Genomic DNA, 23,589 nt, shown 5'->3' with positions numbered 1-23,589 from the left:
ACTCGCTCAGATCCACTTGCAGCGGGCCAGGGTGTAATACAGCAAGGGCACCACAATCACGGTGAACAAGGTCGACATGGCCAGGCCAAATACCAGGGAAATGGCCAGGCCGTTGAAAATCGGGTCACTGAGAATGAAGTAAGCGCCCACCATCGCCGAAATGGCCGTCAGGGCGATGGGTTTGATGCGCACGGCTCCCGCCAGCACCACGGCTTTCTCCAGCTCCATGCCTTCCTCCAGTAACTGTTTGATAAAGACCACGAGCAAAATCGAGTTGCGCACAATGATGCCGGCCAGGGCGATCATGCCGATCATGCTGGTGGCGGTGAATTCCCGACCCAGCAGAGCGTGCCCCGGCATGATGCCGATCAGGGTCAGCGGAATCGGCGCCATGATCACCAGCGGCAGAATGTAGGAACGGAACTGCGCCACCAGCAGCACGAAAATCATGAACACGCCCACGCTGTAGGCAGCCCCCATGTCCCGGAAAGTTTCGTAAGTGATCTGCCACTCACCGTCCCATTTCAGGGTGCCTTTTTCCGGCACGGGCGGCTGCTGGATGAAGAACTGTTCCGGTGCGTCTGGCTGCTGTTTGAGCAGATCAACCATGTTAAACATGCCGTACAGGGGCGAATCGATATCGCCGGCCATGTCGGCGGTCACATAGGTGACCGGCAGCAAATCCTTGTGGTGGATGGCGCCCATCCAATCGGCTTCTCGCACCTCGGCCACGCTGGCCAGCGGCACCAGTTCGCCACTGCGGCTACGGACCTTGATGGACAGCAGGGCCGACGGCTGAGCCTTGTCGCCCTCGCCCAGAATCACCCGGATGGGTACGGGGTATTTGGCCTGGTCGTCGTGCAGGTAACTGACGCCAGCACCGCCCAGGGCGGTTTGCAGGGTCTGCACCACCTGTGCCTGGGAAATACCCAGGCGCGCGGCCCGGGCGCGGTCCACCACCACTTCCCACTGCCGGGTGGGCGCTTCCAGGGTGGTGTCGATATCCACCAGACCTTGCACTTCCGTCATATTTTCAGCGATGAGGGTGGCAAGCTCGGCACGGCGGAAGGCATCGGCGGCGTACACTTCCGCCACCACCGGCGAGAGCACCGGCGGGCCGGGGGGCACTTCGACAATCTTCACCTTCGCGTCGTATTTATCCGCAATGTCTGTCAGCGGCCCTCGCAAGCTCTGAGCAATATTGTGGGACTGCCGGTCACGGGCCTCGGCACCAGCCAGGTTTACCTGAATATCGCCCTGATAGGGCTCGCTGCGCAGGTAATACTGCCGCACCAGACCGTTAAAATTGATGGGCGCGGCGGTACCGGCGTAGGTTTGCCAGTCCGAGACTTCGTCAACGCGTTCCAGATACTGCCCCATCTCCATCAACACTCGCTGGGTCTGCTCCACCGGCGTGCGCTCGGGCATGTCCAGCACCACCTGCATTTCCGACTTGTTGTCGAACGGCAGCATTTTAAGAATGACCGCCAGAAATACCGGCAGGGAGGCCGCCACCAGGGTCAGGCCAACAACCCCGAGACCCAGCAAGCGCCGACGCCAGGCGTGTTCTCCGAGAAACGGCGTGAGTAGGATGCCGAACAGTTTGAGGGCAGCCGGACTGACACCCTCAGCAGAACTGGGGTTGCCACCACCACTTTCCTCAATGGCTTCGCCTTTTTTGTGCTTGAGTAACCGGAAAGCCAGCCAGGGCGCCACCACAAAAGCAACAATCTGCGAAATGACCATGCCCGCCGAGGCGTTGATGGGGATCGGGCTCATGTATGGCCCCATCAGCCCGGTCACAAACGCCATCGGCAGCAGGGCGGCCATGATGGTGAGGCTGGCCATGATGGTGGGGGTGCCCACCTCATCCACCGCCACGGGAATGATGTCCTTGATGGCCCGGCGGGTGTTCTGGATACGGCGGTTGATGTTCTCGGTAATCACAATGCCGTCGTCCACCAGGATCCCGATGGAGAAAATCAGCGCGAACAGCGACACCCGGTTGAGGGTGAAGCCCCAGGCCCAGGAGAACACCAGGGTCAGCAGCAGGGTGATCAGCACGGACACCCCCACGATCAGCGCCTGGCGCCAGCCCATGGCCGCCAGCACCAGCAGCATGACCGCGAGGGTGGCGGACACCAGATCGGAAATCAGCTTGTCGGCCTTGTCGGAGGCGGTCACCCCGTAGTCCCGGGTCACCAGCACTTCTACGTTGGGCGGCAAGGCCCGGTTACGAAGTTCGTCGAGCCGCTCGCCAATGGCGGTGGTGATATCGATGGCGTTCTCGCCGGGTTTCTTGGCAATGGCGAGGGTGACTGCCGGGTAGACCTCGCCAGGCTCACCGCTGCGGGCCTCGGGATGCGCGGGACCGAAACCGGCCATCACGCTCTGATCCGGCACGGTACCGCCTCGGCTGACTTCCGCCACATCATCCATGTACACCGCCGCGCCGTTATGCATGCCAACAACCAGCCGGCGTACATCGGCCACCGATTCCAGCAGGGTTCCGGCCTGTACCGGGATAGAAACGTTGTTGCGGGTAACCCGGGCCTCCTGGCTGGCGCTATTGGCCGAGTCCAGCGCTGACGCAATGTCGTCGGTGGTCAGCCCGAAACCGGCCAGCAGGGCGGGATCAAACCGGATATCCACCCGGTCCGGCACGCCGCCCACGGTATAGATGTCACGGGTGCCGGGCACCCGCTTGAGCGCTACTTCCAGCATGTGGGCGAGGCGGGTCAGCTCTTCGCCAGTCTGGTTGCCGGTCGGGTCGTAGAGCGTTAGGGTCATTACCGGCACATCGTCGATGCCCCGGGGTTTGATCAACGGCTGCGAGGCACCCAGATCGGCCGGCAGCCAGTCCTGGTTGGAATACACCTGGTTGTACAGGCGAACCAGTGCTTCCTGGCGTTCAATACCCACCTCGAACTGCACGGTCACCACCGCCTCGCCCTGCCGGGAAACCGAATACACATGCTCCACGCCCTTGATTTCGCTCATCACCTGTTCGGCCGGGGTGGCAATGGCGCTTTCCACCTCCCGGGCACTGGCACCAGGCAGGGACACCATGATGTCGGCCATGGTGACATCAATCTGCGGTTCTTCCTCCTTGGGGGTGATAACCACAGCCAGCACACCCAGAATGATCGCGAGAATGGCCAGCAAGGGCGTCAGATGGTTGTTCTGGAACACGCGCGCAATGGCGCCGGACGGGCCTACCGGTGGCAGCTCTTCGCTCATGATCGCTTACTCCCCACCCTTGTTGGCAGAGCCCGGCAATGCCAGGCGCTCACTGCCCACCAGCACCGCCGGGTTGGCGACCACACGCTCACCGGCACTGACGCCGGACAGCACTTCCAGTTGGCCGTTCTGGCGTGTACCTGTGCGAACCTGCCGCAAACGGGGTTGATCCTCGTCATTCAGCACAAAAACCGCCCGCAACTCACTGCGCCGAACCAGCGCGGTGGCGGGAATCCACAGGGCTTCACGACTGGCTACCGGCACCTGAACCTTCACCAGCATGCCCGGGAACAGCGTGCCGTTGGGCTCGGTCAGGCGCATGCGCAGGCGGAAGGTGTGGGTTTCCGGGTTGGCGTAGGGATAAAAGGTCATCTCGCCAGTATCCAGCACCCGCCCGTCGGAAAGGGTGACGGTCGCCTGCTGTTCACTGCGAGCCAGGTCGGCGTATTGCTGGGGCAAGTCAACGACTACCCGCAGTTGCTCCAGGGAGAGGCCGCTCAACAACGGCTGACCAGGACTGACCGATTCGCCAATTTCCACATGGCGTTCGGTGACAATACCCCCGTAGGGAGCGATCACACGGGTGTAGTCCAGCTGTTCCCGCGCTTCCTCAACTGCCGCTTGCGCCCGTTCAACACGGGCCCGGGCCGCGCTCAGGTTGTTGCTGGCACTGTCAAATTCCTGCCGGGACACCAGGCCACGTTCGTGAATGGCTTCAATGCGGTCATACTGCTGCCGGGCATCCTGCAGCCCGGAGAGGGCCTCGTCCAGGTTGGCCTGGGCCTGTCGCAAACGGGAACGCTGTTCGGTGTCGTCCAGCCGGGCAATCAGATCCCCCGCCATCACCGAATCGTCCACATCAAACGGCAGTTCAACCACCGTGCCGCTGGTCTGGGCGGATACCGTGCTCTGTTTGACCGCCTCAATCACCCCGTCCAGGTGTACGGTTTCCTGAATGACAGCCTGCCGCACTTCGGTGGCTTCCATGGCCTCTGGCTCCTGCGCCATGGCATGAACCGAAAACCACAGCGCCGCAGCCGCAAGGCTGGCGTGAACAAACAGTCGGGTATACATGAGCAGTCGATTCCTTATAGTTCTTTGCTAATAACTATTCCACGAATGTCATGATACCAGCACCCTTGCCTCGAAAGAATGGCGCAAACGTGCTGCTTCCATCAGGATTTGCCGGCGGTAAAGCCGCCATCCACCAACAGGTTGGCGCCAGTGACAAAACTGGCCTCGTCGCTGACCAGAAACAGGAAGGCATTGGCAATTTCTTCAGGTTTGCCCAGGCGCCCCATGGGGTGCAGATCAATCAGGCTCTGCTTTAGCTCTTCATCCAGACCGGCAATCAGTGGGGTATCGATGTAGCCGGGGCCGATGGAATTCACCCGCACGCCTTTTTTCGCGCCTTCAATGGCCAGGGTGCGGGTCATGTTGACCACTCCACCCTTGGCGGCGGTATAGGCAGCGGTGTTGCTCTGGCCAAACACCCCCAGAATGGAGGCGCAGTTCACAATGCTGCCGCTGCCCTGTTTGTACATCTGGCGAATGGCCGCCCGGGCGACCCGGAACACACCGCTGAGATTGATATCAATGATGCGCAGGAAATCCTCATCGGCGTAGTCCTCGACCGGGCAGATGCCTCCGATGCCGGCGTTATTGAATACCCCATCCAGGCCACCAAGCTCTTCCACGGTTTTGGCCACCATCTGGTCGACTTCTTCGGTGGAGGTGACATCCACCGGAATGAACAGACAACGCCCCTGGTGCCTGCCGTCCAGCTCTTTCGCTTCATGGGCGCCTTCGCTGCCGGCCAGATCGGCAATGACCACTGAGGCGCCTTCTTCCAGGCACCGCTCCACCGAGGACAGACCAATACCGCTGGCACCGCCAGTAACAAGAATTCTCTTTCCTTTCAAACGCATAGCTCTCTTCCTTTCATTCAGAAACCATCGACTGTCTTCGATTCCAGCATAGTCCATTCCAGCTGTTACACGTTGATGCAACACAAAAAAGCCCCACGCGAGCCAGGTGGCTCCCGCAGGGCATAAAAGCTACCCGCCGGCTATGAGAGCGGGCAACCTGACAACTCATTTACCATCGGGCTGTGACGGCCGCCCGAAGGGTGCGGCCGGGTTCATTGACCCGGAAGCCTTCACCGGTGACGGAATCCTCACGGCTGACATGAGGCGCGTAGTCTTTATCGAACACGTTATCCACCGCCCAGCTGACCGAAAGGAAATCCGTCAGCGGGTGATTGCCATTGAGGTTGAACACGCCATAACCGGGGGATTCACTGGGGTCCAGACCGGATTGTTCATCAATGCGGTCCTGGCGCCGGGCCAGTTGCCATTCAACTTCAATACTGTGGCCCTGGCTCTGCCAGCCCAGCGTGTGGGTGTACATGATCGGCGGAATCTGTGGCAGATCCCAGTTGTCGGTGTTGTTGTAACCGCGAACGCTGGTCAAAGCGCCGGCGCTGCTCCAGGTGCCGTTGCTCCAGCCCAGTTCGGCTTCCACGCCCAGCAGGCGGGCGTCGATGTTTTTGTAGCGAGCATCACTGACATTCGGGTCGGGATTGTCGTCATAGCGAAGAACGTAATCGTCCACTTCGTCAATCCACGCCGCCGGCCGCCACTGCCAGTTGCCCTCCTTGCCTTTCAGGCTCAGTTCCAGCTTGTGGTGTTTTTCGGTATCCAGGTCCGGGTTGCCAATCCAGGTGCCCATCGCAGTATCTCGGGCAACGTAACGCTCGTTGACGCCGGGACTGCGCACACTGTGGCTGGCCACCACGTTAAAGGTGTTGCGCGAGGACAAACGGAATTCACCACTGATAAATGCGCTGGTGTTGTCATCCGTTACCTCAAAGTCATTCACACCATATTCATTGGCATATGAATCGGCAGCGGTGTTCATACCACGGCCCATAATCATGTAAGCCTGGTCAGCCTCCGTGGCATCCATTTCCACACGGTCATAACGAATGCCGGCACCCAACTTGATGTTGGCCCGAATCTGGTGGAATCCTTCAACAAAAACACCGACCCGGTCACGCTCCACCCCCGGCCACATAAACGAAGCAACTTGTGTTGGAGGCTCAACACCCGGCTCGCCATACAAGGTTGCATCCCACTTATTACTCTCAACGTCCACGCCAAACGACAGCTCTTTGGTGTAGTTAAACACCTGATCGACCACCAGGCGCGCGCCCTGAGTACGTGTTTCCGAGAGAGTCTGCATGGGACGCTCACTGCCCATACGAACCGGCGGCTCTCGCAAACTGAAGTTATCCATCACATGATCCACGTCCGCCTGCCAGGCCAGCAGGGTCCAGTCGCCATTGGCCACCGGTGAGCCGATTTCCAATTTGTACATGTCGGTGTCGGTCTTCGGAGCGTCCATACCAGAGCCGTACTTCACATCCCGCTCTTCCTGACGGCTGAGGGAGCCTTTCAGGTAGAAGCCGTTATCGGCACGCCAGAAGCCCTCGGCCCGGCCCTCGGTATTTTCAAAGGCGCTGGGTACTTTATCGCCGTCGCCATCTTCGTAATCATTGGCTTCTTCATGGCCGCCGGACAGGCGCATATAAGCGTCTTCATTACCCACGGCCGCACTGGCCGCGGCCAATACGCCGTCGCCGTTATCCGAACCGCCCAGGGTCACGTGGCCGGTAGTGGTGGAATCACCAAACTCGGGGGCAGCGGTGGTGGCAACCACCTGGCCACCGGCAATCGGCCCCCAGCGCAGGGTCTGGTTGCTGGTGCGCACTTCAAGCACTTGCGGCAGGGCACTGCTCAATCGACTGGTGGGTGGGTCCATGCGGTTGGGGCAGGCCCCTTCCACCCGCATGCCATCGAGCAGCACATCCACCCGCTCCTGGCTCTGACCGTGAATCACCGGGTCCAGTCCCCGGCCGCCGAGGCGGGACATGGAGACCCGCGCATCCGCATTGAGACGCGCGGCCGGCTCGGATGCCAAAGCCGCTTCCGACAGGCGGGATGCCGGGGCCGCCTGACCCTCGGTCACACGGATCAGCATTTGTTTGTCAGTGTCGGCCTGGGTCTGTGCCAGGGGCGCCAGAGAGTAACCGGCCAGAACCAGGCCAACGCAGCGAGCCAGAGGGGTCTTCATCACGGGGTGGATTCCTTGTTTCTCTTATAACTGGAGTTTTCAATGGCACCGATTATAAAAGCGGCCCGTTTCAATGAATTGAGACACAATGCCGCACCCCTTAAGGGATATTGCCAAACAAAAACCCACACGGATTTCAACCCCCGAACTTGCAGCGCCGTGCACTTTTATGGTTCAATCAACGCCCTTTTTTTTGGGCGGCTGCACAAATATTGGGCAGCCTCAATACGTGTATTCCGAGGGCAAATCGCTATGCCAGCCAAACTTGACGAAAAACTCGAACCGATTTTTCAGGACGTACTGCACCGCAACCCGGGTGAGAAGGAGTTCCACCAGGCCGTTCACGAGGTACTGGAAACCCTGGGCCCTGTGCTGGTGAAGTACCCGGAATTCGCCGACCAGAAAATCATCCAGCGTATCTGTGAGCCGGAGCGCCAGATCATCTTCCGTGTGCCCTGGCAGGACGACAAAGGCGAGATCCACATCAACCGCGCCTTCCGTGTCGAGTTCAACAGCGCCCTGGGCCCCTATAAGGGCGGCATGCGTTTCCACCCGTCTGTGTACCTGGGCATCATCAAGTTCCTGGGCTTCGAACAGATCTTCAAGAACGCCCTGACCGGCCTGCCCATCGGTGGCGGCAAGGGCGGCAGTGACTTTGACCCGAAGGGCAAGTCCGATGCCGAAATCATGCGTTTCTGCCAGAGCCTGATGACCGAACTGTACCGTCACCTGGGCGAGTACACCGACGTACCGGCCGGTGACATTGGCGTGGGCGGTCGTGAGATCGGCTACCTGTTCGGTCAGTACAAGCGCATCACCAACCGTTACGAGTCCGGCGTTCTGACCGGCAAGGGCCTGGACTGGGGCGGCAGCCGCGCCCGTACCGAAGCCACCGGCTACGGCACCGTGTTCTTCACCCAGGAAATGCTGAAGGCCCGTGGCGACTCCCTGGACGGCAAGACCGTGGTGGTTTCCGGTTCCGGCAACGTGGCCATCTACGCCATCGAGAAATGCCACGAGCTGGGCGCCAAGGTGATCGCCTGCTCCGACTCCCAGGGCATCATCGTTGACGAGAAAGGCATCGACCTGGCCGCCGTCAAGCGCATCAAGGAAGTGGAGCGTCGCCGCATCAGTGCCTACACTGAAGTGCACAAGCACGCGAAATACGTGGAAGACGGCAACATCTGGAGCGTGAAGTGCGACATCGCCCTGCCGTGCGCCACCCAGAACGAGCTGAACGGCAAAGATGCCAAGACGCTGGTCGAGAACGGCTGTATCGCCGTGGCCGAAGGCGCCAACATGCCAACCACCCCGGAAGGCATCACCATATTCCAGGACGCCAAGCTGGCCTACGGCCCGGGTAAAGCCGCCAACGCCGGCGGGGTGGCCACCTCTGCGCTGGAAATGCAGCAGAACGCCTGCCGCGACACCTGGACCTTCAACTACACCCAGAACCGTCTTGAGGAAATCATGATTGATATCCACAAGAACTGCTACGAAACCGCTGCCGAGTTCGGTTCCGAAGGCAACTACGTGATGGGCGCCAACATCAACGGCTTCGTCCGTGTGGCCCGCTCCATGCTGGCCATGGGCGTGATCTGATCGCGCCATGAATCACGAGCCTCTTCAGTCCGACGAGCGGGTACCCACCGGCCTCGCCGGGCTGGATGAGGTACTCGATGATCTGCGAATCGGCGACAACGTGGTCTGGCGGGTATCACAGCTGGACGACTATCGCCGGTTTGTTCTTCCTTTTCTGGACGCTGCCGCCAGTACCGGCCGGCAGGTACTTTACCTCCGCTTCGGCGAACACCCTCCCATCATTGAAGACCACCCGGCGGTACGGACCATCCGCATCGACGCCCTGGGCGGTTTTGAAAGCTTCACCAGCCGGGTCTGGCACCTGATTGAACAGCATGGTCGTGGCGCCTTTTACGTGTGCGACAGCCTGAGCGAGCTACTCAATGCCTGGGCCACCGACGACATGGTGGGCAATTTCTTCCGGGTGGTGTGTCCGTTCCTGTTCGAGCTGGACACCGTGGCCTGGTTCGCCCTGGACCCGCAGCGCCATTCGCGCATGACCCTGGACCGCATCCGCCAGACCACCCAGGTGATGATCGACGTGCACCGCCACGGCGACAACGTGCAGATTCACCCGATCAAGGCCTGGCGCCGCCAGTCGCCCACCATGTTTTTGCCGCACCGGGAACAGCAGGGCGAATTCCACCCGGTCACCGACAGCAGCGATGCCACCCGCCTGCAGGCCAGCCTGGAGCTGGACACCCTGCACCGCCAGCCATTGCTGGACTACTGGGACCGGCTGTTCCAGGACGCCAGCCGGGCCATCGAAAACAACGACATGCAGGCCATGAGCACGCTAAAGGAACAGGTGCTGCAGGTGATGATCAGCCGGGACGAGAGAATCCTGGAGCTGGCCCGCCATTACCTGTCACTCGCCGACTTGCTGACCATTCGCCAGCGACTGATCGGCAGTAGCTACATTGGCGGCAAGGCCACCGGCATGCTGATAGCCCGCAACATCCTGCTGAACGACCAACCCCGGCTCTGGCAGACAGCGCTGGAACCCCACGATTCCAGCTACCTGGCCACCGATGCCTACTACGCCTTTCTGGTGCACAACGGCCTGTGGCCCTCGGTGATGCGTCAACGCTCGGAAGCCGGCTACCTGAGTGAAGCGCCGGCACTGCGCGAAGGTATTCTGGCAGGCCGGTTCCCAGCGGAAATCCGGGCCGAACTGGAACGCCTGCTCGACCACTATGGCCAGTATCCGATACTGGTGCGCTCTTCCAGCCTGCAGGAAGACGGCTTCGGTAACGCTTTCGCCGGCAAATACGACAGCGTTTTCCTGGTCAACCAGGGCCCGCCGGAAGAGCGCCTGTCCGCACTGGAAGATGCTATTCGCCAGGTTTATGCCTCATCCATGAGCGAAGATGCCCTGGTGTACCGCCGGCAGCGTGGGCTGGACCAGCGCGAGGAGCCCATGGCCCTGCTGATCCAGCGAGTCAACGGGCGCTTCCACGGGCGCTACTACCTGCCGGATGCCGCGGGCGTGGGCGTGTCCCGCAATACCTTTGCCTGGGACAGCCACATGGACCCGAAAGCCGGCATGGTGCGGCTGGTAATGGGCCTGGGCACCCGCGCGGTAGACCGGATTGAAGGCGACCACGCCTGCGTGATGGCATTGGATCATCCCGGTCGCCAGCCCTTCCGCAACCAGGATGAAAGCTACCGCTATTCCCAGCACCTGCTGGATGTACTGGATCTGGACGAAGGCGCGCTCGTTACCCGGCCGCTGAGCCAGCTTCAGCCGGCCGCACCTCAGTTGCCCCTGCCCCACCTGGCAGAAATCGATCGGCAGGCCACTGAACGGGCCCGGCAAATCGGGCTGGACGGCCCGGTCTGGCGGCTGACCTTCCAGCCGCTGGTGCAAAAAACCAACTTCATAGACCGCCTGTCACAACTGCTGCACACGCTGGAGAACGGGTATCGCCACCCGGTGGATGTGGAATTCACCCTGCACCTGACGCCCGATGGCGAACCGGCCTTTAACGTGGTGCAGTGCCGGCCCCTGGCCACCATCGGGGAAACCGGACCGGTCAGCATTCCCGAGCGGCTGGAACCCGGCCAACTGCTGTTCCGCACCGAAGGCCATTTCATGGGAGGCAACATCAACCTGCCCATTGAGCGCGTCATCCGGGTCGATGCCCCGGCTTATGCACAGCTCACCACCAGCGAGCGCCATGAGGTGGCCCGGCTGATCGGCCAGCACATGCGGATGGATTCCGCGCCAACCCTGCTGATCGGCCCCGGCCGCTGGGGCACCAGCAGCCCGGACCTTGGCGTACCGGTGCGTTTTTCCGACATTGCCGGAGTCAGTGCGCTGGTGGAGGTGTCGGAGAAATCCGGCGAGATGGTGCCGGACCTGTCCTACGGCTCGCATTTTTTCCAGGACCTGGTGGAAACCGGCATTGCCTACGCCGCCCTGTTCCCGGACAGCCGGGAATGCCAGTACCATCCCGAGCATTTGCCCATTCCCGAACCATTGAACACCGAAGCGACCCCGCCTGAACGGGCCGTCCAGGTGTATCAACTGGGTGATCGCCCCCTGCAATTATCGGCTGACGTCGTTGGCCAGCAACTGGTGTGCTACTTTCCGAAATGACCTGCGACAGAATGACACTGCCCGCTCCGTTTGACCTGGCATACTGATAGAATCGACGCCATGGAATGGCTCACTCACTCCCAAACCGGTTATCGACAGGCGGCCCGCTATCTGCTGGGCATGCGCCTGGCCATCATTGCTTCCATGCTGGTCGCTGTCGCCGTCGCCGAAACCGTCATCAGCCTGACTCACCGGGCCGAAGCCTTACTGCTGTGCCTGCTGTACGGCGTACTGGCCACCCTGGGCTGGCTGTGGTTCAGCCGCAGGCCTCCGGCCAGTTCGCTCACCGTTTCACTGACGCTCGCCGGCGATGTGCTTTTGATCAGCGCCTGGCTGTATCTGACCGGGGGCTACACCAACCCGCTGGTGTCGCTGTTGCTGCTGCCCATTGCCGTCGCCATCATTCTTGTGCCCCTGCGCCAGAGTATTGTTCTCACACTCACCGGCATTGTCGCCTACACCCTCCTGGTACTCTGGCACACGCCGGTGATGCCCGAGGAGCCCATGCACCAGGGTGGGAGCGACCATCTGGCACAGCTGCATCTGGGCGGTATGTGGGTCACCTTTGCCCTGACCGCCGCCATCCTGTTGCTGGTGGTCGGCACCCTGGCCCGGCGCCTGCGTCTTCAGCAGAACCAGCTGGCCCGGTTCCGGGAAAATCGCCTGCGGGATGAACAGATCATTTCCCTCGGCCTGTCCGCCGCCGCCGTGGCTCACCGGCTGGGCACGCCCCTGAACACCATGACCCTGCTGATCGAAGAAATCCGTAACCAGACCGAGCAGCTGGGCCCGCCGGAATTGACCGAAGACCTGGACTTACTGGAACAACAGCTCCAGCTGTGCAGCCAGCATCTGAAACAACTGACCCGGGCCGCCGTGGAAGCCAAGACCGCCAAACTCGAAATTCTGCCAACCCATCAATGGCTGGCCCGGCTGAGGGAGTCGGCCACCCTGTTGTGGCCCGGTGGCCCCATACACTGGCCAGACAGCCCGCCACAGGCGCCGGTGGCGATTGACGCCACCCTGGACCAGGCCGTCCTGAACCTGCTGGCCAACGCTCTGACAGCGAGCCCGCGCTGGGTGGAAATCAGTGCCCGCATCACGGCTCAGAACCGCGTTGAACTGGCGGTCAGGGACAGGGGCGATGGTCTGGAAACCACCCTGCAGGACATGCCGGGCGAAGCGGTGGTCGATTCACAGAACGGCCTGGGCGTCGGGCTGTTCCTGTCCAACGCCACCATCCAGCGCCTGGGCGGGCACCTGCGGGCCCGGGCAGACCGCTCAGGCACCACCATGGTGATTGACCTGCCGGTGGCCGACGGCAACGTTTCGAAGGAGCTTTGAGCATGTCCACAACTGAACAATGGCTGCTGATCGACGACGACCAGGCTTTCTTGCAGGTGCTGTCCCGTTCCCTGTCCCGCCAGGGTATTACCGCCCTGGTCAGCCACAATCACCAGCAGGCACTGGCACTGCTGGCGGACAATCCGGTCCGCCGCTGCGTACTGGACCTGAACCTGGCCGGTGAAAGCGGCCTGCAACTGTTGCCCGAACTGCTCGAGCTACAACCCGATCTTGATGTGCTGGTGCTGACTGGCTACGGCAGCATTGCCACCGCCGTGGAAGCCATGCGCCGGGGTGCGGTGAATTACCTGTGCAAGCCGGTGACCGTGGGCCAGCTGATCCAGGGGTTCGAGCCGCTGGAAAACATGCCGGACCTGCGGGCCGAGCCCCCCTCGGTGGAAGAAATGGAGTGGGAGCACATCCAGCGGGTACTGAACGAGCATGACGGCAACATTTCCGCCACCGCCCGGGCCCTGAACATGCACCGGCGCACCCTGCAGCGCAAGTTGCAGAAGCATTCACGCTGGCGCGAGTAACAGCCAGCGCTCCCCGTTATCCTCCCGAACGCATTGATTTAGTTGCGCGGTTTTTGATTGCAATCAACAGAACGAGACATCGTTCGCATGTTATCCATCTCTGGATCAGGTAGCATCCGCGCCTGTCACAGACCCGTCATCAAACTGCAACGGACGCATGTTAACCGGAACCGCCCGTTTATGCCGAAAGCACCCGAACCCGTTCAACCACCCCCCGACATCGATCCCCGACGACTGGCCCTGGTAGCCACCGCCACCCGCAACATGGTGTTGATTCTCGATGGCAGTGGCCGGATCGAATGGGTGAACCAGGCGTTCGAACAAGACACCGGCCATACTCTGGAAGGCGTGCGTGGCCAGCCACCGGAAACCATCCTGACCGGCCCGGACACCTGCGCCGCCACCATTGACACAATCCGTCGGCACATTAGCCGGGGCGAAGCCTTCGAAGAGGACCTGCTGCAGTACACCGCTCAAGGCACACCTTTATGGGTGCACACCTATTGTGTGCCCGTTGGCAAACCGGAAGGCGTCGAGCCGGGCTTTGTGGTGGTTCAAACCAACATTTCCGACCGCAAGAATGGCGAACGGGGCCTGCGCATTGCCGCCAGCGTGTTTGACCGCAGCCACGATGCCATCATCATCACCGACCACAACAACCAGATTATTGACGTCAACCCGGCATTTTCAAAAATTACCGGCTACAGTCGCGCAGAAGTACTGGGCCTGAACCCCTCCATACTCAGTTCCGGCCGGCATTCACCGGAATATTACCGCTCCATGTGGCAAACCATTGAGCGGGACGATCACTGGCGCGGCGAAGTATGGAACCGACGCAAGAACGGCGAGGAGTTCATCGAACTGCTGTCGATCAGCCGGGTGCACCTGCAAGAACCCGGGCGCTATTACCACGTGGCCTCGTTCACCGACATAACGGCCCTGAAAAACCACGCCAAAGAGCTGGACCGGGCCGCCAACTATGACAACCTGACTGGTCTGCCCAACCGGCAGTTGCTGGAAGAGCGCCTTCGTAATGCCTGTAACCATGCCGACCGGCAGCATCATTCACTGTCGGTCTGTTACCTGGACATTGACGGCTTCAAGGGCCTCAACGACGAACACGGCCAGGACACCGGCAACGAAGTGCTGCGCACCATCGCCGACCGCCTGTCCAGAACCGTTCGCAGCGGCGACACCCTGGCACGCATGGGAGGCGATGAATTTGTCCTGCTGATACGAAGTGATGAATGCGATCTGGTGTACCAGCGCATTCTTTCCGCCGTAAACACCCCCATCGCCATTGGCGAAGACACCAACATCACCCTGACCGCCAGCCTGGGCATTACCCTGTATCCGGACGACAACACCGACGCCGAGGCCCTGATCCGCCACGCCGACCAGGCCATGTACGCGGCCAAGGAGAAGGGCCGGAACCAGTACCAGGTCTTCGACCCGGGCGAAGACGCCAACCGACGGCTACGCCGGGAGCAACTCACCGATATTACCCGGGCGCTGGAGAACGAGGAGTTTGAGCTTCACTTCCAGCCCCAGGTGCGCATGGCCGACTGCGAGATTATCGGTTTCGAGGCGCTGATCCGTTGGCGGCACCCGCAACGGGGCCTGATTCCGCCGGGCGAGTTCCTGCCGGTGTTGGAAAACAGCCACCTGGAAATACCCCTGGGCCAGTGGGTCATGAAAGAGGCGATCCATCAGATGAACCGCTGGCGGGAAGCGGGCAAGAATCTGGCGGTGTGCATCAACGTCAACTCCGCCCATTTGATAGACCGGCGGTTCGTCGATTACCTGAGCGGCTACCTGCAGAACCACCCGGAAGTCTGCCCGAGCCAGATCACCCTGGAGGTACTGGAAACCACCGCCCTGGAAGACACCAAGCGGGCCAGCAACGTGCTGTCCCGATGCCGTGACATGGGTTTGCAGGTGGCGCTGGACGACTTCGGCACCGGCTTTTCCTCACTGACCTACCTGCGCACCCTGCCGGTGGATGTCATCAAGATCGACAAGAGCTTCATTCTGAACATGCTGAACAGCGACAGCGACCGGGCCATCGTCGAGAGTGTGATTTTCATGGCCCAGCGGTTCAACCGGGTGGTACTGGCCGAAGGGGTGGAAAACATGGAGATCGCCGACGCCCTGCGGGACATGGGCTGCAACCAGGTGCAGGGCTTCGGCATCGCCCGGCCCATGCCAGCGAACGACGTCTTACCCTGGCTGGCCCAGTGGCAGAAAAGCGTTCGGGAGAAGCGGCTGAATCAACGGTAGCGGCGCTGGTCCAGCGTACTCAGGCGGTCCGGATGGAACACCATCAGGCCGGTGACAAACGCACCGTTGATAAAGCCTTCCGGAATCATGAACAGGGGCAGGTAGCGGATGTACTCGTGTATCAGCTCGTCAAAGCTGTAGACCCCGCCGGTCCAGAGCAACAGACACATCACCAGGCCCGCGGCCGCCACCGAGAAACCCGCCGCGAAGAAACCGCAGAAGAAAATATAGGCGAAGAAGTTACGGAAATTGCGGCGGCGCTCCCACAACATGATGGCGTGGGTGACCAGTGCGGGAATCATCACGGTAATGAGCGCGTTGGCCGCGTACATCACCGGTGGTTCCTTGCCGGTGACAACAGTGATCACCAGCGCCATCAAACCGCTCAGGACTGCCAGGCCCCAGCCCAGCATCAGCGTGATCACGGTGATACCAAAAATGTGGATGGACAGCCCCGGTGAAATACCCGCCCGCAGTTGCCAGACAAACCCGAGAATTACCGCCGCGCCAAACAGCGAATGCTGCAGGGCGTTGTCTCTGCGCAGGGTTTGCCAGTCAATGCTGCGCACCGCCGCCAGCAGAATGAATGCGAACAGAACAGCCGTCACCAGCCATTGGCCGGTCGACAGCAGATTTTCAGTCATTCCCATGGCGCTTCACCGGTATTCAGAACTTCCACATTGAGTGATCTAGGGGGCGATGCTACTGATACCCGGGTTTTGTTCAACAGGATCACTTGCTGCACATCATCCGGTCCGGCTTGTTGGTCAACGCCTGCCAGGCCTCAAAGGTACTCAGAAATACCCGGCCGGCCAGATGTGCCAGAAACTCGGTGCCCTTAAGGCGATCCATCACCGGCCCCTTCACCTCTGACAAGTGTAGCCGGACACCGGCGTCATGCAGCCGCTCGTTGATCGCTTCCAGACTTTCAAGAGCCGAGGCGTCCACCAGATTCACCGCCGGGCACACCAACACCACATCGGTCAGCTCCGGCTCCCGGGTAATCAGGTCCAGCACGGTTTCTTCAAGGAAACGGGCGTTGGCGAAGTACAGGCTTTCATCCACCCTCAGGAAGGTCACCTTCGGACACAACTCGACATCGTGGCGCAACACGTTGCGGAAGTGTTCCGTGCCGGGCACCCGGCCCACCACGGCGCAGTGCGGCCGGCTGGTGCGGAACAGGAACAGCCCAATGGACAGCGCCACACCGGCGATGATGCCGGCTTCCACACTGTGCACCAGGGTCAGCACAATGGTCGCCAGCATGGCGCCGAAATCGGTGCGGGAATAGCGGTACGTGCGGCCAAGGGCGGGCAGGTCAATCAGCGTGGTGACTGCCACAATAATGGTCGCCGCCAGCGTGGCCTGCGGCAGATAAGCAATGGCCGGCGTCAGAAACAGGGTGGCCAGGGCAATGCCCACGGCAGCATAGGCGCCGGAAGCCGGCGTTTCCGCACCGGCTTCAAAATTCACCACTGAACGGGAAAAGCCACCGGTAACCGGCATACCACCGGAAAAGCCAGAGCCAAGGTTGGCGGTGCCCAGGCCAATCAGTTCCTGGTCCGGGTCGATACGTTGCCGGCGCTTGGCGGCCAGGGTCTGGCCCACCGACACCGATTCCACAAAACCCACCACGCTGATCAGCAGCGCGCTCACGGCCAGCTGGGACCAAAGGCCGGTGTCCAGCGGGGGCATGGTAAATTCAGGCAGGCCGGACGGCACCGCCCCCACCAGGCGAACGCCTTTCTCGTCCAGGTTGAAAAACCAGGCCAGCAAGGTAGTCACCACCACCGCCAGAATGGGCGCGGTTTTGGCGAGAATGTCCGCCAGCCTCGGCTTGATGCCCAGGCCCTTGAGCAAAGGTTTCACATGTTTGCGCGCCAGCATCAGAAACGCCCAGGCACCCACCCCGATGGCAAGGGTGTAGCCATTGGTTTCACCGATGGAAACACCTATGGCATGGATAATCTCGATTAGATTATGTCCGGAAGCTTCCACGCCAAAAATGTGCTTGAGCTGGCTGGCCCCGATCACGATGCCCGAGGCGGTGATAAAGCCGGAGATCACCGGATGGCTGAGGAAGTTGGCCAGAAAGCCAAGCCGGAACACGCCCATGAGGGTGAGCATGATGCCGGACATCACCGCCAGCAGCACCGCCCCGGCAATGTAGGCACTGGTGCCCGCTTCGGCGATGGGGGCCAGGGCAGCAGCCGTCATCAGCGAGGCGACGGCCACCGGCCCCACCGACAGGGTGCGGCTGGTGCCGAAAATGGCATAAATCACCAACGGCAGGATGCTGGCGTACAGCCCCACCTGCGCCGGCAAACCGGCGAGCAGCGCGTAGGCCAGGGACTGGGGAATCAGCATAACAGTAACAATGACCGCAGCCACCATATCACTGGTGGCCTGATCACGACCGTAACGGGGCGCCCAGTCCAGAATGGGCAAATAGCGTTTCACGTTCATGCGCGGCTCAGAACAGGTTGATGGGCACCTTCAGGTATACCTGGCCGTTGTCCTCGGCCGGCGGCATTTCACCGGCGCGCATGTTGACCTGAACCGAGGGCAGGATCAAACGCGGCATATCCAGCGTCGCATCCCGCTCGCTACGCATTTTCACAAACTCGTCTTCGCTGACGCCTTCATGCACATGCACGTTGGCTTCACGCTCTTCGGCCACCGTGGTCATATACAGGAATTCATCACGCTCCGGCGTGCCGTAGTCGTGACACATGAACAAACGGGTTTCCGGCGGAAGCGCCAGTACTTTCTGGATGGACTGATACAGGGTGCGGGCATCCCCGCCGGGAAAATCACAGCGGGCGGTGCCAAAATCCGGCATGAACAGAGTATCGCCGACAAAACCCGCGTCCCCGATCACGTAGGTCAGGCAGGCCGGAGTATGGCCCGGGGTGTGCAGTACCCGGCCTTTCAGGTTGCCGATGGCGAAGGTATCGCCTTCCTCGAACAGCCGGTCAAACTGACTGCCATCCCGGGCGAACTCGGTGCCCGCGTTGAAGGCCTTGCCGAACACATCCTGCACCACGGTAATGTTGGCACCGATACCGGTTTTACCGCCGAGCTTGTCATGCAGATAGGGGGCGGCGGACAGGTGGTCAGCGTGCACGTGGGTCTCCAGGATCCACTCAACAGTCAGGTCCTGGTCTTTCACATATTCGATGATCTCGTTCGCGGAGCGCACATCGGTGCGGCCGGCGGCGTAATCAAAATCCAGCACCGAATCGATAATGGCGCAGGCCTGGCTGTCCGGGTCCCGCACCACATAGCTGAACGTGTTGGTCGGTTCGTCAAAGAAATGCTGGACGATGGGCTGGCTCATGGCGTTTCACCTCTGATGTCGTCAAATGCTCAAGAATCCTATACTTTGATCTAAGCATATATGCAAACGGCATAAAGGTGAAATGCTGTTTTCTTATAGCAGCGATAAGCCGACACCATCATAGAGTATGACCAGCCAGGTAGCTGGTCATACTGACTCAAATCCGGTCCAGGCGTTCCTGGGCTTCCTGTTTTCGGCCAGCGTCGGCAATGGATCGCCCCGGGCGGGCCGGCGCTGCCAGCGCTTTTTGCAGATACACTCGGGCTCTTTCCGGCTCGTCCTGTTCAAGCAGGAAATCCCCGAAGAAATAATTCGGGTCCAGGCCGTCCGGGTTCAGCGCCAGCGCCTTTTGCAGGTAGGCTTTTGCCTTGTCGTCATCGCCAAAACCCAGTGGCCAGCCCGGAACCTGATAATACAGACTGCCCAAGGAAGTATAGGCCGAGCCGTTAAGAGCGTCGGGATCGATCTCAATCGCTTTTTCCAGAGCGACTTTGGCATCTTTCACCACACCCAGGGCACCCAGCCCGCCCTTGGCGCCGGCATAGGTGCTCAACACAATGCCCTGCCAGATCAGCGGCTCCGCCTTATCCGGGTAACGACTCACCAGTTGTTCGGTTTCCCTGGCGAGCTTCTCAAAGGCCGCCTCTTTTTTGTCCTCCGGCATCTGGTACTGGATTTCATCCCAGCGTGACTGGATGCCGGCCAGCTCCGAGGCCATATCCGCTGCCCACGCCGGCGTCGTCAGCACGACCAATAAAGACAGAATCAGTGTTCGTATCATCACACACCTCCTTTCAGAAACCGGTGGATCACCGGCAACTGCTTCAACATGGCCTTGTCCACTATCTTCGGGAAGAGACCATTAATCACGACAAACGCCTTTTCAGGCCAGCCCAGGAAACGACGGCGCTCATCTTTCTGCATCGCCGCCAGAATGTGGTTGGCCACCTGCTCCGGCGCATCCATTTTGTTGCCCAGCGCGCGGTTCAATTCCTCCACTTCGGTGGGGTTCATGGCGGTTTGGGTGGCGCGGGGAGCCACGTAAACGACCTGTACCGGCGTATCCGCCAACTCTCGGCGCAATGCTTCACTGAATCCCCGCACCCCGAATTTGCTGGCGCAGTAACCGGTGTAACCGGGAAAGCCGATGCTGCCGAAGGTGGAGCCGATAAATACCAGGGCGCCGGTGCCCGCTTGCCGGAACCGGGGCACAAAGTGCCGGGCCAGTATCATGGCCGAGCGCAGGTTGACGTCCAACTGGGCGTCTATCTGCGACACCGTCATATCCTCAAGGGCAGCAAAGCGATTCTGGCCGGCACAATGGATCACGCCATCAATATCGGGGTAAGACTCACTCAGCCGGATCAGTTGCTGATCGAGATCCTCGGCCGCCAGGTCCAGGTGGGCCGTGGCCACCCCCGACTGATGTGAAAGATTTTCCGGTTGCCGCGACGCGGTAATCACCCGCGCCCCGGCCGCCTGCAGGGGCTTGACCAGCGCCTGGCCAATCCCCCCCGATGCACCCAGCAACAGAAACGTGCGGTCACGCAGCTTCATGTCCAGGCTCCTTGGTACCGGTTTCCAGGGGAATGTTGTGCAACATGTCGCCATACAGCCGGTAAACCATGCGGGCAGCCTGAATGATGGCCTTCTGGTCGTCCGGATCGGTGATGTCGTTCATCAGGTTGCGGAAGAATTCGAAGTGCTCCTGGTCCAGCTCTCCGTGGGAATACAGGTAACTGAAGGCTTCGTCCGGCAAGCCCAGCTGAGTCTGGATGGCCTTGCCCAGCGGCGTGGCCAGCTCTATGGAGGTACCTTCCAGCACCTGCACCATGCCAAAGAAGGTGGCCGGGTTGCCGCGCTGGATCGCGTCGTAAAGGTAGGCCACCATCAGTTCAATGCTGGTGTCGGGCTGGCTGTTGCGGATGATTTCACGATCCTCACCACAGGCAACCAGGTCATCCAGAATCCACTCGTCGTGGCCGTATTCCTCATCGATGTATTCCACCAGGGCCTTGCGGACAAACTCCAGGCGCGCCGGCAACTGCGCGCCACAGGCCATCATCAGTGGCACGGTATGTTTGACGTGGTGATACGCCTGAGTGAGGAACCAGGTGTAGCCCTCCAGGTTAAAGCGCCCCTCTCGGATGGCGGTGATCACGGGCGCACTGGTAACGTGGGCGCGGGCCTCGGCGGTTTCAGATTGCAATTGTTCAAAGAAAGTCATGATCAGTACTCCTGATAGTGGGTATTGCGGGTATGGGAGGAAGCCGCGCGAGACGACGGCACGGCTCCGGAAGCATTCAGGGAAAGGAATAAAGCGTCTGCCATTAACACCGGCAAGTCCGCCTGCAGTCGGTGACGTATCGGTCGGCCATTGGCCGTGACATAGCCCTGCCCGGCCGTCAGCGGTTGATGACGGATGTAGACAGAGCTCAATCGGGCGTAATCCGGCAGGCGTTCATTCAGGCGGACCAGGGCGTTATGCACCGCCTCAACCGAACGACCACCGCCCACCACCAACAGGGCGAACGGCTGTACTTCGCCATCGCCCAGCACCACGGCCTGCCTTGCACCGACCGCCTGGATCAATTCACTCTCCAGCCACTCCGGACTGATATTGCGGCCAAAGCTGGTGATCAGCAGATTCTTGGCCCGGCCGTTGACGGAGAGGAACCCGTCGGGGTCGAGCGCCCCCAGATCCCCGGTGTCCAGCCAGCAGTCATCCTGTTCGGCGACCGGCTCATCCCCCAGGTAGCCCAGATGGGTATTACCCTGAACCAGAATGCGGCGATCCTCATCCACCCGGACCTCGACATGGTTCAGAGGACGGCCCACGGTACCGACGCGAGCCGCGCCGGGCACATTCAGCGCCACCACCGACGCGCATTCGGACAGGCCATAGCCCTCGTACAGCGGCAGTTCCACCGCTCCGGCTCGCGCCAGCAGCGCCGGTGACACACGACCACCACCCACGGCCAGGAACCGGAAATCATGGTGTTTCAATTCACCCTGTTCGGCCGCGTGAACCAGGGCCATGGCCAATTCCGGCACCAGAATCATGGAATGCGGCTGATGCTGCTGAATGCCAGCCACCAGCTGTTCCAGCGACAAGCCACTGCTACCGTTCATTCCCAGACTCTGCAACGGGGCAACGGTGACCGTGGCGCCCATCAGCAGGGGCAGGTATACACCCGCGATGTTCTCAAGCAGGGTGGCCAACGGCAGGATGCAAAGGTGTCGCTCAAGCTCGACGTGCTTCAAACGCTCTTTCAGTGCCAGAGTGGTGGCGGTCATCTGGCCTGCCGACAGACAGACCCCCTTGGGTGTGCCGGTGCTGCCGGAGGTGAACGTAATCTTGACCGTCTGCTCCGGCATCCGGGCCGGAGCCGGAAACACCGGCAGGGATTGCAGCGACACTCCATAGCCCAGCAACTGGGCGGCTTTCGGTGCCAAGGCGTCGCTGAACAGCAGGGCGTCCAGTGCCGCGCGTTGGGTTAAATGATTCGTCTGACCCCGGGAGAAGAACACCGGTACCGGAACGCACACCACATCCGCCAACAGGCACGCCAGGTCCGCCAGCACCCAGGCAACGGAGTTGTCACCGCACAGCCCCACCCGGCGGACACCACGGTCTTTCAATTGCTGCGCCAGTTCACCAGCGGCCTGCCACATCTGGCCGTAACTCAGTTCACCAGCAGCGCCTTTCAATGCCACCCGGTCCGGGTGCTGCTCCACTTGCGCGTGTAGTTGTTGAAAGTATTCAGGCAAGGTGGCCATAAACCGCACCTCCGTTGGCGTGGTTGACCGTTGCAGACGCCACGGGCTGCACCAGTCGAAGCAAGCCGCCATTTTCCAATGCGGCAATACCATCGGCCACGCGAATGGCCATGACCACCGGCTGGTGCTCGTAGTAACGTCCCCAGCCCGCGCCACCGTCGGCAAGTCGGGCAGGGTCGGCGTTGGCAATCACCTGGGTGGGAATGCCCAGTCGGTGGAAGCTGTTACGAAGTTGATCGGTGCCGGTACAGACCACCCAGCGGAAGCCCGCGTTGTGCAGCCACAGCGACAGGGACGCAAACAGGTATCGGCTCACGCCTGCTTCCACCCCCGCCAGATGCGCGATTTCAGCAATGTCGTTGCGATCCTGACCGGGGGCCGGCATCACGGTTTCCACCGGCGTGGACAGATAGTCCTCCAGAAACAGACGCTCCTGACCGGCACTACGAACACCCACGGCAGCCAGTAACGAACCCTGGGCCGTGGTCAACGCCAATAGGCCCGGCACCCGCAACACCGGCTCGGCGCCATAGGCCTGCAGGAAGCGTCGGCGAATAAAGGCGGTGGTTTTCGCGGCGGTTTCGGTGTCGGCCTTAATCTCACTGAGCCAGCGACCGGCGCACCGGAACACCGGCACCACGTCCGGGGACTCCGGCGGGCAACAGGCGGATATTGTCATCGGGTCGGTCATGGCTGCACTCCAGCAATCGAAAGAAGGCCTCATGCCTTTTCATCACGATTGCCAGAGTAAG

Annotated in this window: 15 protein-coding genes and 1 pseudogene; 5 read left to right on the top strand and 11 right to left on the bottom strand. The window is 61.0% G+C overall.

The window, feature by feature from the left end; translation table 11 throughout:
- Window positions 1-6 precede the first annotated feature (6 nt).
- The 4 genes from BMZ63_RS05410 to BMZ63_RS05395 all read right to left on the bottom strand — a co-directional run bounded on the left by BMZ63_RS05410 (window position 7) and on the right by BMZ63_RS05395 (window position 7,374).
- Window positions 7-3,240, bottom strand: coding sequence for an efflux RND transporter permease subunit (locus tag BMZ63_RS05410; protein ID WP_091702722.1), 3,234 nt, complete (start codon window positions 3,238-3,240; stop codon window positions 7-9).
- 6 nt (window positions 3,241-3,246) lie between these two features.
- Window positions 3,247-4,314, bottom strand: coding sequence for an efflux RND transporter periplasmic adaptor subunit (locus BMZ63_RS05405; protein ID WP_091702719.1), 1,068 nt, complete (start codon window positions 4,312-4,314; stop codon window positions 3,247-3,249).
- 101 nt (window positions 4,315-4,415) lie between these two features.
- Complete coding sequence (locus BMZ63_RS05400) at window positions 4,416-5,168, bottom strand: SDR family NAD(P)-dependent oxidoreductase (protein WP_091702717.1); 753 nt, start codon at window positions 5,166-5,168, stop codon at window positions 4,416-4,418.
- 169 nt (window positions 5,169-5,337) lie between these two features.
- Window positions 5,338-7,374, bottom strand: coding sequence for a TonB-dependent receptor domain-containing protein (locus BMZ63_RS05395; protein WP_091702714.1), 2,037 nt, complete (start codon window positions 7,372-7,374; stop codon window positions 5,338-5,340).
- 252 nt (window positions 7,375-7,626) lie between these two features.
- Here BMZ63_RS05395 and gdhA point away from each other — a divergent pair, with 252 nt between their 5' ends.
- From gdhA to BMZ63_RS05370, 5 genes are all read left to right on the top strand, one after another.
- Entirely contained in the window at window positions 7,627-8,976 is a 1,350-nt protein-coding gene (gdhA, locus tag BMZ63_RS05390; protein WP_091702711.1) for an NADP-specific glutamate dehydrogenase, read from the top strand.
- 7 nt (window positions 8,977-8,983) lie between these two features.
- Complete coding sequence (locus tag BMZ63_RS05385; RefSeq protein WP_091702708.1) at window positions 8,984-11,557, top strand: PEP/pyruvate-binding domain-containing protein; 2,574 nt, start codon at window positions 8,984-8,986, stop codon at window positions 11,555-11,557.
- Window positions 11,558-11,617: 60 nt separating this feature from the next.
- Window positions 11,618-12,901 (top strand): sensor histidine kinase, encoded by a 1,284-nt coding sequence (locus tag BMZ63_RS05380; protein WP_091702705.1) that lies wholly within the window; start codon window positions 11,618-11,620, stop codon window positions 12,899-12,901.
- 2 nt (window positions 12,902-12,903) lie between these two features.
- Window positions 12,904-13,437, top strand: a complete 534-nt coding sequence (locus BMZ63_RS05375; RefSeq protein WP_091702702.1) for a response regulator transcription factor — start codon at window positions 12,904-12,906, stop codon at window positions 13,435-13,437.
- 180 nt (window positions 13,438-13,617) lie between these two features.
- Window positions 13,618-15,717, top strand: coding sequence for a putative bifunctional diguanylate cyclase/phosphodiesterase (locus BMZ63_RS05370; protein WP_091702699.1), 2,100 nt, complete (start codon window positions 13,618-13,620; stop codon window positions 15,715-15,717).
- On the opposite strand, the gene BMZ63_RS05365 is transcribed toward BMZ63_RS05370, so the two are convergent.
- The 7 genes and pseudogenes from BMZ63_RS05365 to BMZ63_RS05335 all read right to left on the bottom strand — a co-directional run bounded on the left by BMZ63_RS05365 (window position 15,708) and on the right by BMZ63_RS05335 (window position 23,528).
- Window positions 15,708-16,367: an energy-coupling factor ABC transporter permease gene (locus BMZ63_RS05365; RefSeq protein ID WP_091702697.1), complete on the bottom strand. Its 660-nt coding sequence runs from the start codon at window positions 16,365-16,367 to the stop codon at window positions 15,708-15,710. The genes BMZ63_RS05370 and BMZ63_RS05365 overlap by 10 nt on opposite strands.
- A gap of 82 nt (window positions 16,368-16,449) precedes the next feature.
- Window positions 16,450-18,183 carry a SulP family inorganic anion transporter gene (locus tag BMZ63_RS05360; RefSeq protein WP_091702694.1) on the bottom strand — a complete coding sequence of 578 codons (1,734 nt, stop codon included), beginning with the start codon at window positions 18,181-18,183 and terminating at the stop codon, window positions 16,450-16,452.
- 7 nt (window positions 18,184-18,190) lie between these two features.
- Entirely contained in the window at window positions 18,191-19,057 is an 867-nt protein-coding gene (locus BMZ63_RS05355; protein WP_091702691.1) for an MBL fold metallo-hydrolase, read from the bottom strand.
- A 157-nt stretch (window positions 19,058-19,214) separates the two neighbouring features.
- Window positions 19,215-19,838: a tetratricopeptide repeat protein gene (locus BMZ63_RS05350; protein WP_177187033.1), complete on the bottom strand. Its 624-nt coding sequence runs from the start codon at window positions 19,836-19,838 to the stop codon at window positions 19,215-19,217.
- Window positions 19,838-20,614: an SDR family oxidoreductase gene (locus BMZ63_RS05345; RefSeq protein WP_091702689.1), complete on the bottom strand. Its 777-nt coding sequence runs from the start codon at window positions 20,612-20,614 to the stop codon at window positions 19,838-19,840. The genes BMZ63_RS05350 and BMZ63_RS05345 overlap by 1 nt, the downstream gene beginning before the upstream one ends.
- Window positions 20,601-22,837: pseudogene (locus BMZ63_RS05340) on the bottom strand (AMP-binding protein). Before BMZ63_RS05340 ends, BMZ63_RS05345 begins: the two are co-directional and overlap by 14 nt.
- Complete coding sequence (locus BMZ63_RS05335) at window positions 22,821-23,528, bottom strand: thermostable hemolysin (protein ID WP_177187032.1); 708 nt, start codon at window positions 23,526-23,528, stop codon at window positions 22,821-22,823. Before BMZ63_RS05335 ends, BMZ63_RS05340 begins: the two are co-directional and overlap by 17 nt.
- Window positions 23,529-23,589 lie beyond the last annotated feature (61 nt).

Origin of the sequence: Marinobacter persicus (assembly GCF_900114155.1) — a bacterium.
Classification (GTDB): Bacteria; Pseudomonadota; Gammaproteobacteria; order Pseudomonadales; family Oleiphilaceae; genus Marinobacter; species Marinobacter persicus.
This window is presented reverse-complemented; position numbering and strand designations above follow the sequence as displayed.

Coding starts and splice junctions, on each gene's coding strand:
- BMZ63_RS05375 (WP_091702702.1), top strand. CDS start 12,904: ATGTCCACAACTGAACAATGGCTGCTGATCGACGACGACCAGGCTTTC.
- BMZ63_RS05365 (WP_091702697.1), bottom strand. CDS start 16,367: ATGGGAATGACTGAAAATCTGCTGTCGACCGGCCAATGGCTGGTGACG.
- BMZ63_RS05370 (WP_091702699.1), top strand. CDS start 13,618: ATGCCGAAAGCACCCGAACCCGTTCAACCACCCCCCGACATCGATCCC.
- BMZ63_RS05345 (WP_091702689.1), bottom strand. CDS start 20,614: ATGAAGCTGCGTGACCGCACGTTTCTGTTGCTGGGTGCATCGGGGGGG.
- BMZ63_RS05410 (WP_091702722.1), bottom strand. CDS start 3,240: ATGAGCGAAGAGCTGCCACCGGTAGGCCCGTCCGGCGCCATTGCGCGC.
- gdhA (WP_091702711.1), top strand. CDS start 7,627: ATGCCAGCCAAACTTGACGAAAAACTCGAACCGATTTTTCAGGACGTA.
- BMZ63_RS05400 (WP_091702717.1), bottom strand. CDS start 5,168: ATGCGTTTGAAAGGAAAGAGAATTCTTGTTACTGGCGGTGCCAGCGGT.
- BMZ63_RS05350 (WP_177187033.1), bottom strand. CDS start 19,838: ATGATACGAACACTGATTCTGTCTTTATTGGTCGTGCTGACGACGCCG.
- BMZ63_RS05385 (WP_091702708.1), top strand. CDS start 8,984: ATGAATCACGAGCCTCTTCAGTCCGACGAGCGGGTACCCACCGGCCTC.
- BMZ63_RS05405 (WP_091702719.1), bottom strand. CDS start 4,314: ATGTATACCCGACTGTTTGTTCACGCCAGCCTTGCGGCTGCGGCGCTG.
- BMZ63_RS05355 (WP_091702691.1), bottom strand. CDS start 19,057: ATGAGCCAGCCCATCGTCCAGCATTTCTTTGACGAACCGACCAACACG.
- BMZ63_RS05395 (WP_091702714.1), bottom strand. CDS start 7,374: ATGAAGACCCCTCTGGCTCGCTGCGTTGGCCTGGTTCTGGCCGGTTAC.
- BMZ63_RS05360 (WP_091702694.1), bottom strand. CDS start 18,183: ATGAACGTGAAACGCTATTTGCCCATTCTGGACTGGGCGCCCCGTTAC.
- BMZ63_RS05380 (WP_091702705.1), top strand. CDS start 11,618: ATGGAATGGCTCACTCACTCCCAAACCGGTTATCGACAGGCGGCCCGC.
- BMZ63_RS05335 (WP_177187032.1), bottom strand. CDS start 23,528: ATGACCGACCCGATGACAATATCCGCCTGTTGCCCGCCGGAGTCCCCG.